General features: G+C 52.3%; 10 protein-coding genes. 7 read left to right on the top strand and 3 right to left on the bottom strand.

The window, feature by feature from the left end:
• Positions 1-217: 217 nt before the first annotated feature.
• The 6 genes from ACTJJS_RS23425 to ACTJJS_RS23400 all read left to right on the top strand — a co-directional run bounded on the left by ACTJJS_RS23425 (position 218) and on the right by ACTJJS_RS23400 (position 10,428).
• Positions 218-2,695: a glycoside hydrolase family 2 TIM barrel-domain containing protein gene (locus ACTJJS_RS23425; RefSeq protein ID WP_440665446.1), complete on the top strand. Its 2,478-nt coding sequence runs from the start codon at positions 218-220 to the stop codon at positions 2,693-2,695.
• A gap of 23 nt (positions 2,696-2,718) precedes the next feature.
• Complete coding sequence (locus ACTJJS_RS23420; RefSeq protein WP_440665445.1) at positions 2,719-5,247, top strand: glycoside hydrolase family 95 protein; 2,529 nt, start codon at positions 2,719-2,721, stop codon at positions 5,245-5,247.
• A complete protein-coding gene (locus ACTJJS_RS23415; protein ID WP_440665444.1) occupies positions 5,244-7,103 on the top strand; it encodes an alpha-L-fucosidase in 1,860 nt (619 codons plus the stop codon). Before ACTJJS_RS23420 ends, ACTJJS_RS23415 begins: the two co-directional genes overlap by 4 nt.
• 5 nt (positions 7,104-7,108) lie before the next feature.
• Entirely contained in the window at positions 7,109-8,902 is a 1,794-nt protein-coding gene (locus tag ACTJJS_RS23410; protein ID WP_440665443.1) for a glycoside hydrolase family 36 protein, read from the top strand.
• Between the two features lie 77 nt (positions 8,903-8,979).
• The gene (locus tag ACTJJS_RS23405; RefSeq protein WP_247654950.1) at positions 8,980-10,131 is read left to right on the top strand and encodes an alginate lyase family protein; all 1,152 of its coding nucleotides are present in this window, start codon (positions 8,980-8,982) and stop codon (positions 10,129-10,131) included.
• 54 nt (positions 10,132-10,185) lie between these two features.
• Positions 10,186-10,428, top strand: coding sequence for a hypothetical protein (locus ACTJJS_RS23400; RefSeq protein WP_168871624.1), 243 nt, complete (start codon positions 10,186-10,188; stop codon positions 10,426-10,428).
• On the opposite strand, the gene ACTJJS_RS23395 is transcribed toward ACTJJS_RS23400, so the two are convergent.
• Positions 10,417-11,709, bottom strand: coding sequence for a hypothetical protein (locus tag ACTJJS_RS23395; RefSeq protein ID WP_440665442.1), 1,293 nt, complete (start codon positions 11,707-11,709; stop codon positions 10,417-10,419). The two genes, ACTJJS_RS23400 and ACTJJS_RS23395, sit on opposite strands and share 12 nt — an antisense overlap.
• 142 nt (positions 11,710-11,851) lie before the next feature.
• Between ACTJJS_RS23395 and ACTJJS_RS23390 the strand changes: the two genes are divergently transcribed.
• On the top strand, positions 11,852-12,775 hold the full coding sequence (locus ACTJJS_RS23390; protein WP_440665441.1) for a hypothetical protein: 924 nt from the start codon (positions 11,852-11,854) through the stop codon (positions 12,773-12,775).
• Between the two features lie 94 nt (positions 12,776-12,869).
• Here the strand turns inward: ACTJJS_RS23390 and ACTJJS_RS23385 are convergent, their stop codons facing one another.
• A complete protein-coding gene (locus ACTJJS_RS23385) occupies positions 12,870-13,334 on the bottom strand; it encodes a MarR family winged helix-turn-helix transcriptional regulator (RefSeq protein WP_168871627.1) in 465 nt (154 codons plus the stop codon).
• A 227-nt stretch (positions 13,335-13,561) separates the two neighbouring features.
• Positions 13,562-14,737, bottom strand: a complete 1,176-nt coding sequence (gene uxuA / locus ACTJJS_RS23380; RefSeq protein ID WP_440665440.1) for a mannonate dehydratase — start codon at positions 14,735-14,737, stop codon at positions 13,562-13,564.
• Positions 14,738-14,804 lie beyond the last annotated feature (67 nt).

Below are 14,804 nucleotides of genomic sequence, written 5' to 3'. Positions count from 1 at the left end.
AAAATAATAGTGAAAGTTATGCAACCGTTTGCATAACTTTCACTATTCTATTTCAGGCCTGCTGTAAAAACACGTTATGAGACAAAAACAGCTGCCGGAAAATAGCGTCAACAACCAGATTCAGGATCGCTTTGAGAACTCCGTAATACAATGAATTGCCATGGCAATGGCGGTAACGGCGTTTCTTTTGACCAACAATTTTTGACCAACAACGTATATGAAAAGAACAGGATTTTGGTGGATGTTATGGTGCCTGTTGTCGGGCGGTTACTTTTGTCAGGCACAACAATCAACCCGCCTTACCCAGCACTGGGAATATCTCCGGGGAGACCTCGGCGGCATCTGGGAAGCCGTAAGGCCCGTCGCTGACGGCAGCCCCGAATCAGTGCCCCTGTGGCAACCGGTAACCCTGCCACACTGCTTCAACGCCACGGACGCCGTAAGCCCGGAAGAAAACTACTACGAAGGCCCCGGTTGGTACCGCTCCCTGCTGGAGATTAAAAATCCCTACGCCGACGGGCGTACGCTGCTGCATTTTGAAGGTGCAGGGCAAAAAACAGCGGTATACATATATACCGACAAAGTAGGCTCCCATACCGGCGGCTACGATGAATGGACCGTTGACATCACTGATGCGGTAAAGCAGTTCCTGCAATCGCCGGAAGCCAAACGCTTTAAAGGAAAGGTACCGGTGTCCATACGTTGCGACAACACCCGCGACCTCGAAATGATCCCTTCGGACATGTCAGACTTTAACGTATACGGCGGATTGTACCGGTACCTCAATATCGTATATACGCCGGCGTTATCATTCGAAACACTGCATATACAAGCCGTTACAGACGCCGCCGGCAGCAACGGTACCCTCACCATCAGCGCGGCATTCCGTAATCCCGGCCACATCAGCCGTGGCACACTGGAACTGCGGGTATCCGACCCGCAACATAAAGTGGTAAAAGAAATCCGTCAGGACATCGATATATCTTCCGGTGAACAACAACTGGCAGGCGTCTCCCTGAAAAAGCCGGTGTTATGGTCACCCGACCAGCCCCGTCTGTATACGGTGGAAGCCCGCCTCACCTCCGCCGCCGGTACCGCCGAATGGAGAGACCATACCGGCTTCCGGCACTTTGAATTTGTGAAACAGGGGCCTTTCCTGCTCAACGGCAAACGGCTGCTGTTGCAAGGTACGCACCGCCATGAAGACCACGCCGGCGTGGCCGCCGCCATGACGGAAGACATGATCCGGAAAGAAATGCTGCTCATTAAAAACATGGGCGCCAACTTCATCCGCCTGGGGCACTATCAGCAGTCCCGTATTGTATTGCAACTGTGCGACAGCCTCGGTATCCTCGTATGGGAAGAAATTCCCTGGTGCAGAGGCGGCCTCGGTGGTGATACATACAAGGAACAGGCACGCAGGATGCTGACCAACATGATCGGCCAGCACCGTAACCATCCTGCCGTCATCCTCTGGGGGCTGGGCAACGAAAACGACTGGCCCGGCGATTTCCCGGAATTCGATAAAGGGAAAATCCGTGCATTCATGTCGGAACTGAATACCATGGCGCATCAGCAGGACAGTACCCGCAAAACCACCATTCGCCGTTGCGACTTCTGTAAGGATATCGTGGACGTATACTCGCCCTCCATTTGGGCCGGCTGGTACCGCGGGCGCTATACGGAATACAAGTCCGAAAGCCTGAAAGAGATCGCCCGGGTGCCGCATTTCTTCCATGCTGAATGGGGCGCCGATAGTCATCAGGGACGCTTTGCGGAAGAGCCGGAACAGTTCATCAAACAAATAGCTACCGGTAAAGGCGCTGATGAACGCACCGGTGATTTTGCGCTTACCGGCGGTAATGCAAGGGCCTCCAAAGATGGCGACTGGTCTGAGTCTTACGCGGTGAACCTGGTGGACTGGCACCTGAAGGAACAGGAAACCATGCCTCAGTTGACCGGCACGGCCTACTGGGTGTTTAAAGACTTTTCCACACCGTTGCGGCCGGAAAACCCGGTGCCTTATGTTAATCAGAAAGGCATTGTGGCCCGCGACCTCACGCCGAAAGAAATATACTACGTGTTCCAGTCGTACTGGACCAAAGCGCCCATGGCACACATTTACGGCCACGGCTGGCCCGTACGCTGGGGCAGGGAAGGAGAAGCCAAAGAAATACGGGTGTATTCCAACTGCACGGAAGCAGAGCTGTTTGTAAACGGTAAAAGCGCCGGCATTAAAAAACGCAACAGCCAGGACTTTCCCGCAGCAGGCCTGCGTTGGCAGGTGCCATTGCAGACTGGCGCCAACCAGATAAAAGTGGTGGCCCGCCAGGGAAAAGAAAGCGTTACGGATGAACTCAGCTGGCAATACCAGACCGCCGCCTGGTCTAAACCTGTAAAACTGGTACTGGAAGAAGATAAATCCTTTGCCGGCGATCATCTTCGTAAGGTGCGTGTAAAAGCTGTAGATGAAAAAGGCGTGCTGTGCCTCGACGCGGCCAACGAAATCACCTTCTCACTGGCTGGCGACGGTCAGCTGATCATTGATCAGGGCACTGCCGGCGGCTCCCGCAAAGTACAGCTGGCTAACGGCCAGGGCTGTATTTTCCTGCGTACTGACAAACCTGCCGGCACCGCTGTAATAGCCGTTGCTGCTAAAGGCATGACCTCCGGCTTCACTACCATTACCTATTAACTGTACTCAAACACGATGTGCTCATGAAAAAAATTTTTACCGGGATAGGGCTGCTGATTTTTTCGTGGCAGGCCAATGCCGCCACCCCGGCCGATTCCCTGCTGAAGCTCTGGTACCGACAGCCTGCCCGGCAATGGGTAGAGGCGCTGCCCGTGGGCAATGGCCGCATCGGCGCGATGGTCTTCGGCGGCGTGCAAAAAGAAGAACTTCAGCTCAATGAAGGTTTTCTGTGGTCCGGCACGCCACGCAACGGCGACAACCCGCTTGCAAAAGAAACACTGCCACAGATGCGTCAGCTGCTCAACGAAGGCAAATACAAAGAAGCCGACAAGCTTGCCAAAAAAATGATGGGCACCTATAGCGCGCGTTACATTACACTGGGGAGCCTTTTTATTGAAACCGACGTGCCGCATAACGCTGAAAATTATTACCGCGAACTAGACCTCAACCGCAGCGTCAGTAAAGTTTCCTATACGGTCAACGGTGTGCATTACACCCGGGAAGTATTTTCCAGTTATCCCGCGCAGTTGCTGGTTGTCCGTTATACCGCCAGTAAACCGGGCATGCTGCGTTTCCATACCAGCTTCGCTAACCCGATGCCACATACGAACAAGGCGCTCAACAACCACTACATTGTGATGAAAGGCCGTTGCCCGGAATATGTGGCTAGCCGCCCTTATGAAGCCAAACAAATTGTTTACGGCGATAAAGGCATCAACTATGAAGTACACATCGACGCCCGCACCAACGGTGGAAAAGTAACAACCGATACTGCCGGTATTACCGTCAACGGTGCCACCGAAGCGATGTTGCTGGTGTCTGTCGGTACCAGCTACAAAAGCCCGGAAGACTGGGCCGGCGATCCCGCCGCCGCGGCGATGGCGCCACTGAAGAAGGCACAAAACGCTTCCTACACAACGTTGCTGAATACACACCTGGCAGATTACCAACGATTGTTCAGTAAGGTTGCCCTCAACCTCGGTACGGATGGCGGAGAAAAACTACCCACGGATGAACGGCTGAAAGCCTATACCAGCGCCGGCGGCAACCGCGACCCGCAGCTGACCACGCTACTGTACCAATATGGCCGCTATCTCATGATCGCCGGTTCCCGTAAAGGCGGCCCTGCGCTTTCCCTGCAAGGCCTGTGGAACAAGGAGATGCAGCCACCATGGGGATCTAATTACACGATCAATATCAACACGGAGATGAACTACTGGCCTTCCGAAACCGCGAACCTGTCAGAATGCGGCCAGCCACTGTTTGACTTCATCCATAAAATGGCCAAACGCGGGCGTGTAACCGCTGCCGTTAATTACGGTGCCTCCGGGTGGACCGCCCATCACAACACAGATATCTGGGCGATGACCAACCCGGTAGGTGGTTTCGATTTCAGCGACCCCAACGGAAATCCCAAATGGGCAATATGGCCCATGGGCGGGGCCTGGCTGAGCCGCCACCTGTGGGAACACTACCTGTTTACCGGCGACAAACAACAGCTGGCACAGATGTATCCCGACCTGAAAGGTGCTGCGGAATTTATGCTCGACTGGCTTATTAAAAACGAAAACGGTCAGTGGGTGACCAACCCTTCCACTACACCTGAAAATAATTTCCTCATAGACGGCAAAAGGGAAGGTTCTGTCAGCATTGCTTCCACGATGGATTTGTCTATCATTCACGACCTGTTTACCAACACGATACGTGCCGCCACAGTGTTGGGTAAAGATGCTGACCTGATCGCCAGAATGAAAGACAGGATGAAAGATATGTATCCCTTCCACGCTGGGCAGTATGGCCAGCTGCAGGAATGGTATAAAGACTGGGACGACCCGAAAGACAGCCACCGGCACGTCTCTCATGTGTATGGTCTCTTTCCGGGCAACTTCATCAACCCGCGCCGGGACGCAACGCTCGCCGCAGCGGCCAAACGCAGCCTGCTGCTGCGCGGTGATGGCGGCACCGGCTGGTCCAAGTCCTGGAAGATCAACTGGTGGGCGCGCCTCGAAGATGGCAACCACGCCTATACAATGCTGAACAAACAACTGTTTCTCGCCGGCGGGCAGGAAGTGAGCGTAGCCGATAACAGCGGCGGTTCTTATCCCAACCTGTTCGATGCCCATCCGCCTTTTCAGATAGACGGTAACTTCGGCGTTACTTCCGGCATCACTGAAATGCTGGTACAGAGCCATGACGGCGTCGTTCACCTGCTGCCCGCCCTGCCCGACGTGTGGCCTTCCGGCAGCGTAAAAGGTTTAAAGGCACGCGGTGGTTTTGAAGTCGATATGGAATGGAAAAACGGTCAGCTCACCCATGCGGTGGTACGTTCATCACTGGGCGGTAACCTGCGCATACGCACGGCCAGTCCGGTGAAGATCAATGGCGCCGCGCTTCAACAAGCCTCCGGTATCAACAACAATCCTTTTTATCCCTTGCCCATACCAGTAAAGACAGAAGTGAAAGACGCCTCCAAACTGGCGGAGCTGTCACTTAAAAAAGTATATGAGTATGATGTGCCTACCGTGGCTGGTAAAACCTACGAGATACAATGACTTTCAGAAAAACGATATTAAGTATAGCCGTTGGCGTTATATCCTCTGCCGCTGTTGCACAGGTGAAGGGCGATGACGACGGTATCCTTGCACAGCAGGCGGCCAGCCGGGATAAAGCGGCCATAGACAGCGCAGTCAGCGGCTGGTGGACCGCCTCCATGAAAAACCACGACCAGCGTATCGCCTGGTGGCGTGAAGCACGCTTCGGCTGCTTTATCCACTGGGGCGTATATTCTGTGCCAGGTGGCGAATGGAACGGTAAAAAAGTGGAAGGTTATGCCGAACACCTGATGCGGAAGGAGAAAATCAGCCGGCAGGAGTACGCGCAAAAGCTGATACAGCACTTTAACCCGGTACACTTTGATGCCGATGCCTGGGTGAAAATGATCCGTGACGCGGGCATGCGCTACCTCATTATTACCGCCAAACATCACGATGGCGTGGCTATGTATCCCACCGCCATCGGTGATTACAGTATCGGACAGTCGCCTTTTAAACAGGACCCCATGGCAGCCCTTTCTGCCGCCTGTAAGAAATATGGCATCCGTTTCGGGTTCTATTATTCCCATGCGTTTGACTGGGAACATCCGGACGCTCCCGGCAACGACTGGGACTATAATAATCCCGGCGGAGATAAAAACCTGCATGGCGGCGGCAACTGGTACGACGTACATCCGGAACTGCTGCCCAAAGCGGTAAGGTATGTCAACGCAAAATCCATTCCGCAGATTCAGGAACTGCTACGCAAATACCACCCGGACATCCTTTGGTTTGATACACCGCACAAGCTGCCGCTGAGTGAAAATATCCGCATCCTGGAAGCTATCCGCGCGGTGGATAAAAACGTGGTGGTGAACGGAAGACTGGCGCGTACCGGCAATATTTCCTTCGGCGATTATAAAAACACTTCCGACAGGCCGGCAGAGTTTTATCCGGTCACCGGCGACTGGGAGGCTATCCCCACTACCAACGAATCGTATGGGTATTCCCGTTATGACAGCAGCCATAAGCCGGTAAGCTTCTTTATCCGCCTGATGGCCAAAGCGGCAGCCAAAGGAGGCAACCTGCTGATGAATATCGGGCCGGAAGGCGATGGTACCATCGACCCGCGGGACACCGTCATTCTCCATGGCATTGGCGCCTGGATGCAGCAGAACGGAGAGAGTATCTATGGCACTACTGCCACACCATTACCTGCGCAGCCCTGGGGAGAAAGTACCCGGAAAGGCAATAAGCTGTACCTGCACGTGTTTCAATGGGGAAATCCCTTGTACGTGGGAGGACTGTATGGAAAAGTTGAAAACGCTTACCTGCTGGCCAGCAAACAACCTGTTAAAGCAACCCGCATAAATCCGAAAGACCTGAGCATTGTGTTACCGGAAACGGCACCGGACAGCATTAACAGCGTGATCGTCCTCGAGATGAAGGATATGAAAGGCGACAGTGTACGTGTACTCGATACCCACCGTCTGACAAACGTGCTGCGGGCGTTCGATGCCACGCAACATGGCAAAGGCTTCTCCTTTGGTGACGGTAAAAAGGCCGCGTACTATGTACAAGGTTGGAAAAACATGGACCAGCACCTTAGTTGGAAAATACGGACTACCCGTGACGCAGTATTTAGCATTGGCATCAAGTACGCTACAGACCTGCCTCCGGGCAATGCCTACGAAATCCGCATCGGTAAAAATGTGATCAACGCTGAAGTGAAATCTGCCAGGAAAACAGACATCGTAACACAGGCCCTGCAAGACATCAGGCTGCCCGCCGGGGAATATGAGATCACTATCAAGCCTAGCCGGATCAGCGGGCAGGAGTTAATGAAATTATTCGAAATCACTATGCAACCAAAATGATCGTTATGAAAAAACAATCCCTGATATTGACGGGCTGTTTGCTGCTGGGCCAATTACTGGCCAGGGCAGGCGAGACGGACCAGTTTATAAAATCGCTGAAAGCCAGTGCTGCCACCGTTTATCAATCAGGCGGCGCAGTAGCGCCAGCTACGGTAAAGGTAGTACGTAACTGGTCCGGCGAACTATGCGATGTACGTGTAGTCAACACCGGTAGTCAACCAATACAGCTGAAGGAAGTGGTGCTGGGTGCTGTGGGAAAAGTGCTGGCACCCTCCACCCCCTTTTATGCAGAAGGTTTCCAGATGCTGACACAGTCGGCTGGCACGCTGGCGGCCCCCAGGGCCCTGGGTAACTATACCGATGAAGGCCACTATAAGATACCCAAGCCTGACGGCTACCTGGCGGTATACAACCTGTTGCGCCTATATCCCGCAAAGGACGCACAGCTGCTGCTGGGATATACTTCCAGCAACCGTTTTGTAGGCAAGTTTTATCTGTCTGCCGATACCATCAAAGCGGTGGTGGACCTGGAAGACCTGGAACTGGCGCCGGGCAGGGAGTTTAAGCTGGAAGAGCTGATGGTGCTCAGCGGTAAAGACGGCAATAACCTGCTGGACCGCTTCGCCAACCGTATTCATCATTTTCATCCGCGGCTGGAGTTTAAAGCGCCGCCTACCGGCTGGTGCTCGTGGTATTGTTTCGGTCCTAAAGTAACCGCACAAAATATTTACGATAATCTCGATTACATCAAAACCAATATCCCGGCGCTGAAATACATCCAGCTGGACGATGGTTATCAGCCACATATGGGGGACTGGCTGGAAGTGGGCAACTCTTTCGGCGGCAATGTGCAGCAGGTGTTGCATACCATCCGTGATAAAGGATTTGAGCCGGCCATATGGGTGGCGCCTTTTATCTGCGACAGCAATTCCACTATCTTCAAACAACATCCGGACTGGCTGGTGAAAGACAAGAGCGGTAAGCCACTACGCAGCGACCTGGTGACTTTCGGCGGTTGGCGCCTGAAACCATGGTATGTGCTGGATGGCACACATCCCGAAGTACAACGGCATTTTGAGCAGCTGTTCCGTACTATGCGCAATGATTGGGGCGTGACTTATTTCAAGCTCGACGCCAATTTCTGGGGCGCTATCCATGGTGGTGTTTATTACGACAAGCAGGCCACGAGGGTAGAGGCTTATCGCCGTGGTATGGAAGCGGTGCTCAAAGGCACGCGCGATGCGTTTATCCTTGGCTGTAACCATCCGCTGTGGCCTTCGCTGGGCTTGGTACATGGCTCCCGCAGCAGTATGGACATCAAACGTACCTGGACGGTATTTGAAAAATCCGGCCGTGAAAACCTGTACCGTTCCTGGCAAAATGGCCGCCTGTGGTGGAACGATCCCGACTGCCTGGTGCTGACCGGTAACATGCCTGATAATGAATTTAATTTCCATGCTGCGTTGATATATGCTACCGGCGGCATGTTGCTCAGCGGTGATGATCTTACGAAAATAACGCCGGAGCGGTTGAACATGCTGCGTAAAGCGGTGCCGCCCACCGCCAGGGCTGCGGCTTTCAGCAATACGGATTTTGAAGTGGGGGAAGTGAACACTACTACAGGAAAAAATATTATCTTCCTCAATTGGCAAACATCTCCCAAAAAACTAACGGTAAAACTGGACAAGCCCTGTGAGGTGCTGGATTACTGGACTGGGAAGAGTTACGGCCGGCATACCGGCAGCTTTACCATGGAAGTGGGCGGGCACGACGGAAAAGTATTCACCATAAAGCGCTGATAACCTCAGCGGTACGGGCAGCAAAGGAGCCAAAATGTCTTCTTTGCTGCTTTTTCATGAAACAAATGTTTTATAGCATGCGGTACATCTTACTCTTCTTGTTGTTGTTTGCCGGGCAAACACAGGCGCAGTCTCCCTTTCTAAAGAAAGTGCTGCAAGACACCAGGCCGGCTATTACAGAGCGGGCAGCCTGGGCCATGCAACAAACACCGCTGACCATTACAGCGTTTAGCTGTGACCGTAGTGCCGGCGGCAAACATGACTTTTATTCGGAAGGCGATTACTGGTGGCCCAATCCTGCGCATGCTGACAGCCCGTATGTGCAGCGCGACGGGCAGAGCAACCCCGATAATTTTGTGGAGCACCGGCAGGTGATGATCCGCTTCAGCCGCATTATGGGCGCGCTGGCAGCGGGTTACGTGGCCACTAAAGACAAGACCTACCTGCAGCATGCGTTGGTACATGCCCGTGCCTGGTTTGAGGAGGAAGCTACCCGGATGAACCCCAGCCTGCTTTATGCGCAGGCTATCAAAGGCAGGGCCACCGGCAGAGGGATCGGTATCATCGATACCATTCATCTGCTGGAAGTGGTGCAGGCATTGCACATTATGGAAAAGGCAGGTATGATACCGCCGTCAGACCTGGCGGCTTTTAAGAGCTGGTTTACGGCCTATCTTACCTGGATGACCACACATCCCTATGGTAAAGATGAGATGAACGCCAAAAACAACCATGGCACCTGCTGGGTGATGCAGGTGGCCGCTTTTGCGAAGTTCACCGGTAACAGGAAGTGGACCGACTTCTGCATTAACCGGTATAAGACCGTGCTGTTGCCCGCCCAGATGGCAGAAGACGGTAGTTTTCCACAGGAGCTGCGGCGTACTAAACCTTACGGCTACTCGCTGTTTAACCTCGATGCCATGAGCACTATCTGTCAGCTGCTGAGCGATAAAAAGAATGACTTGTGGCGGTATACAACAGAACAGCGTAATATGGCCAAAGGCATCGCTTTCCTGTATCCCTATGTAAAAGATAAAAGTACCTGGCCTTATCCCAAAGATGTGATGTATTGGAGCGAGTGGCCGGTGGCGCAGCCCTTCCTGCTGTTTGGCGCAGCCGCTTATAACAATACTGATTATTACCGTCTCTGGCTGATGTTAAACCATGACCCGGAGGTAGAAGAAGTGCTCCGGAACTTGCCTGTCCGTAACCCCGTTATTTATTTGTGATTTAGGATTTTTTTTAATATCTTTAGGTTCCTATGAAATAAAAACTTTAGAGGTATGAGTTGGATGAACGACTTATATGTTATTTACCAGAAACTGGATGCCAACAGTTGTGAAGCGGTGAAAAATGACATTCTTAAAGCCCAGATGGATGGCTGCAGCAGGGGAGAGATTTACTTCCTGGTATTGCAGCAGCTGGTGCGTATAAAAAGGGAAAAAGCGCCTGTATATGAATTGATTAAAGAGGAGGTGGAAAGCTTTATCCATTACAGCAGTAATCCGTATAGGTTATCCGCCTAGTTCTTCTATCAGCTTCTGCACTTTGACATAATTGGGAGCCTGGGGTGGTATTTTGAGTAGCCAGTCCAGACATTCCTGCTTGTGTCCTTCCTTAAGATAGCTCAGTCCCATATAAAAAGCGGCTTCATATTTCAGATCGTTGCTTTGTTGGTACACCTGTACCAGATCTGCCCTGGCCGGCTCCAGCTGGTTCAGGTCAACTTTGCTTACGCCGCGGTAATAGCGGGCGTAGAGGTTATTGGGATGTTGTTGCAGTACTTTATCGAGGATGATGATGGCATCACTGAAGTGGCCACGGTTGAACTTTTCGATGGCTTCGCGCGGTAGCCGGAGACTGTCGGTGTCTGGTGCCAGCATTTCAGTGGAAGCAAACTGGCGGTAGATATTTTTCCGCCAGGGGCTGATGTAGAGCATAATGGCCACGCCGGCGGCGAACAGGGCGATGAGTATAACGGTGTTGCGGATAGGCGTGGGCGTGCTTTCCTTCAGTGAAAACCAGGCGTTACGGCGGGAAAACAGCTGATGCAAGATGGCTTCGCGGTCAGGGTCTTTACAGATGCGCTGTGCCAGCAGCCGGCGGAACAGGTCAAATCTTTTTACCTGTTGTTGCAGTGTAGTATCGGTTTTCAGCCGGGCTTCGAAGAGTTTATTTTCTGCTTCGGGCAGCAGGCCTGACAGGTAACGATCGGCTGTTGATAGGTCTTCTGCGGCCATGCTACCGGATTTCAGCCGGGCGTCGAGGTCTTTGAACAGGGAGAGGTAGCAGGCCTGCCTGGTGGCAGGTAAGTCCTGTACCGGTATTTTCGTGGCAACAGCAATGTCTTCCTGGAGGCAGTCAGTGAGCGACCAACTCAGTAATTCCCGGCAGGAGTCGTTAAGCTGGAGATATAAGCTATAGGCGAGCCTTCTTTTTTCGCCTTCCTTCAGCACGTCTTCTATATCGATCATATCATCGCGGGTGAGGGCGGCATTTTCTTCCGCTTCCATACCGGCAATGCGTTGTCCCCGCTTCTCCAGTTCGCGCTCCCATATACGTTTGCAGAGCAGTTGCAGAAAGGGCTCAAAAGAGCTTACCTGCAACGGATGACGCCGTGCATAATAGTAGATGTCCATCAATGCTTCTTCAAAAATATGGGCTGCGTCTTTGACAGTGCCGCTTTTCTGCAGTATGAAACGTTTCTCTTTAGAGGCGAAACGTTGGTAGATATCATCAATTATTTCGGGGGTATGATGCAGCAAGCCCTCAATGTAGTCCTGGTCGTAGTGTATTTCGGGTGACATACCTATCGTTTTTGCCATTTCTGTCTGTATTAAAAATATTAAACCTTCCCGAGGTGGCCTAATTATTTATTGTGTGCGCCGGCTTTTGTATCTTGCCGGTTATACCGATTTTCCAGCCACAGGACAGTAACTTTTTGCACCTATGCCAGCTATTGATGAGCTGATTATACGTTTTATCCAATCTCCGCACGATCCTGCCTTACAGGAGGCCATCGCGGCTTTTGTTGCTGAAAGCCCCGAGCAGGCCCTTTACGTGGAAAACAAGCTGGCAGCATGGCTGACAGCTTCAGGCGCGCCTGTTGTTGCGACCACTGCGGTGAAAACAACAGCATCGCCGGCTTTCCTTTCTGTCAGAAAATGGGTGGCGGCTGCGGTCCTCATTGCGCTGGTGGCAGTACTGATGTTATGTTTCCGTCAGACAGCGCCCCGCAAAATGTTTTCTCATGTCAACAATACCGGCCGGCTGGATTCATTACGTCTTCCGGGTGGTTATATCATACTGAACAAAAACGCGGCCATTTCGTTCGACAGCAGTGACAAACAAGCTGTTTATGCCGTAGTATCAAAAGGGGATGTCTTCTTTGATCTCAACACCAATACTTCGTGTACGGTGCTGGTGCCCGGAGATTACCGGCTGGAAACGACTGCTGCGGCCTTTCATGTGCACGCGTCTGCCAAAGGCGCGAAAGTGTTCGTGACCCGTGGCGAAATCGGCATTTCGGGGAACAGGCCGGACACTATGATGCTCACTGCCAGCATGCAGGGAACGCTGGAACACCAGAAAGCGCCTGCCCGGAAAAAACTGGCCAGCCAGGCACCACTGGCATGGAAAACAAGACAGCTCTCATTCCGCAATGTGCCGGCAGCCGAGATACTGGATGCCGTTTGCAGTTTTTATGATATCCGGATCACGGTACCCCCTTCTGCTGAAAGCCGTTGCGAGAAAAAACTCACCATCAACCTGAACAAAAAAACAGAAAAGGAAACCATTGCGTTGTTACAACAAAGTTTGTCGGCGCATCTGGTAAAAGACACTGCGGCCACTTATTACTTGACGCTGAAATAAGGCAACAAATATCCGTCCGGCGCCGGAAGGCCGGGCCGCTGAGGGGTGGGTTAAAAGCGTTTGGAATGCGTACAGTACAGAGGGTATGGCAGTGTTACAGGTTCAGTCCTGCATGCAGTCGCAGGAGTACCTGTTTTAAAGAGGCGATGTCTTCTTCTCCTACGATTTCAACGTAGCTTGTTTCAATTTCCTTGATAGACTCAGAGGCTTCTATCAGCAGCATTTTTCCCATATCGGTGAGGAAGATAAGGGCGGCGCGGTTGTCGGTGTCATGTTTGCGGGTGGCAATGTAGCCTTCTGCTTCCAGGTTTTTGACCACCTTGCTCATCGCTTGTTTGCTGATACGGGCTTTTTTAGCCAGTTCATTGTTGATAGTGCCTGCATCGTCAATGTTGATCAGGACCACCATGTCGCCGGGGCGGAAGTTCTTGTAGCCCCGGTCCAGCAGCCTTTCTGTCAGTCGCTGGTCGAGGTCTTTTTTCACGAGGCTGAGCAGCCGGCCCAGGCTGGACTTTCTCCTGGCCAGGGATGCTTCGTACCTTTCTTCTGTTGTACTCATAAATACTGTGTAGGTTTGGTATGTTGAAACAACGAAGGGCTGACATGTGGTCAACCCTTCGATCAAATATGATTATGGTAAAGAACAGTGCTGTTTGTACACGTAATCAGCCATTACGGTATGGTCTCAAATATGCTTTCTGCTCTGGCGTAGCATCTCAGTCCGACGATGGTATTGCTTATCCCCACCCTTACTCTTTGTGCAGACCTGATGCTGGTAGATGTCAGTCAATCAGAGCCTAAAGCCCCCGCTATGCCCATTTCCAGGCCTCTCAGCTCTGCCAGTCCGCGCAGGCGGCCGATAGCGCTGTAACCCGGATTGGTTTTTTTCTGCAGATCGTCCAGCATCTGATGCCCATGGTCCGGCCGCATTGGAATGGAAACATTGCGGCGTTTCATGGTGACCAGGATGTTTTTCACCACGGCAAACATGTCTACGTCGCCTTCGAGGTGATTGGCTTCGTGGAAGTTGCCCTGTGCGTCACGTTGTGTGCTGCGCAGATGGATGAAATGGATATGATCGCCCAGCCGTTCGATCATGCCCGGCAGATCGTTATCAGCGCGCACACCGTAAGAGCCGGTACAGAAACACAGTCCGTTGGAAGCGTAGGGAGCGGCGATCAGCAGCTCTTTGGCATCCTGCTCAGTGCTCACGATACGGGGCAGCCCAAAAATCGGGAACGGAGGATCATCCGGATGGATGGCCAGTTTCACGCCCACCTCTTCGGCTACCGGTGCTATCTGTTGCAGGAAATAGAACAGGTGCAGCTTCAGTTGGGTGGCGTCAATACCTTTGTATTTGTCGAGTGCCGCCTGGAACTGTGCCAGGGTGAAGCTCTCTTCGGAGCCGGGCAGACCGGCGATAATATTTTTCTGTAACAGCTGTTTGGATGCTTCGGTCATGCTGTCGAAATGTTCTTTCGCGCGGGAGACTTCCTCCAGGGTATAGTCTTGTTCTGCACCAGGACGTTTCAGCATGAACAGGTCGAACGCCATGAAAGCTGCTTTTTCAAAACGCAGTGCCCTGGAGCCATCGGCCACCTCGTAATTCAGGTCGGTACGGGTCCAGTCCAGCACCGGCATGAAATTGTAAGTCACTACGTAGATACCGGCAGCAGCGAGGTTACGGATAGATTGCTGGTAATTGGCAATATATTCCCGGAAATTGCCGCTCTGCGTTTTAATATCTTCATGAACAGGGATGCTCTCCACTACAGACCAGGTAAGGCCCGCGGCTTCGATCTCCGATTTACGCTTTAAAATTTCTTCTGTCGTCCACACTACTCCATTGGGTACATGGTGCAATGCTGTTACGATACCAGTAGCACCGGCCTGTTTTATATCAGACAGGCTAACCGGATCATTGGGCCCGAACCATCGCCATGTCTGTTCCATTCTCAGCATAATGCAATATTAGTTTTAGTAAAATCCAGAACTTGTGAATCAAACCCCAAAAATAGAATCTATCAGC

The sequence above is a fragment of the Chitinophaga sp. 22308 genome (genome assembly GCF_052045305.1).
GTDB lineage: Bacteria > Bacteroidota > Bacteroidia > Chitinophagales > Chitinophagaceae > Chitinophaga > Chitinophaga varians_A.
This window is presented reverse-complemented; position numbering and strand designations above follow the sequence as displayed.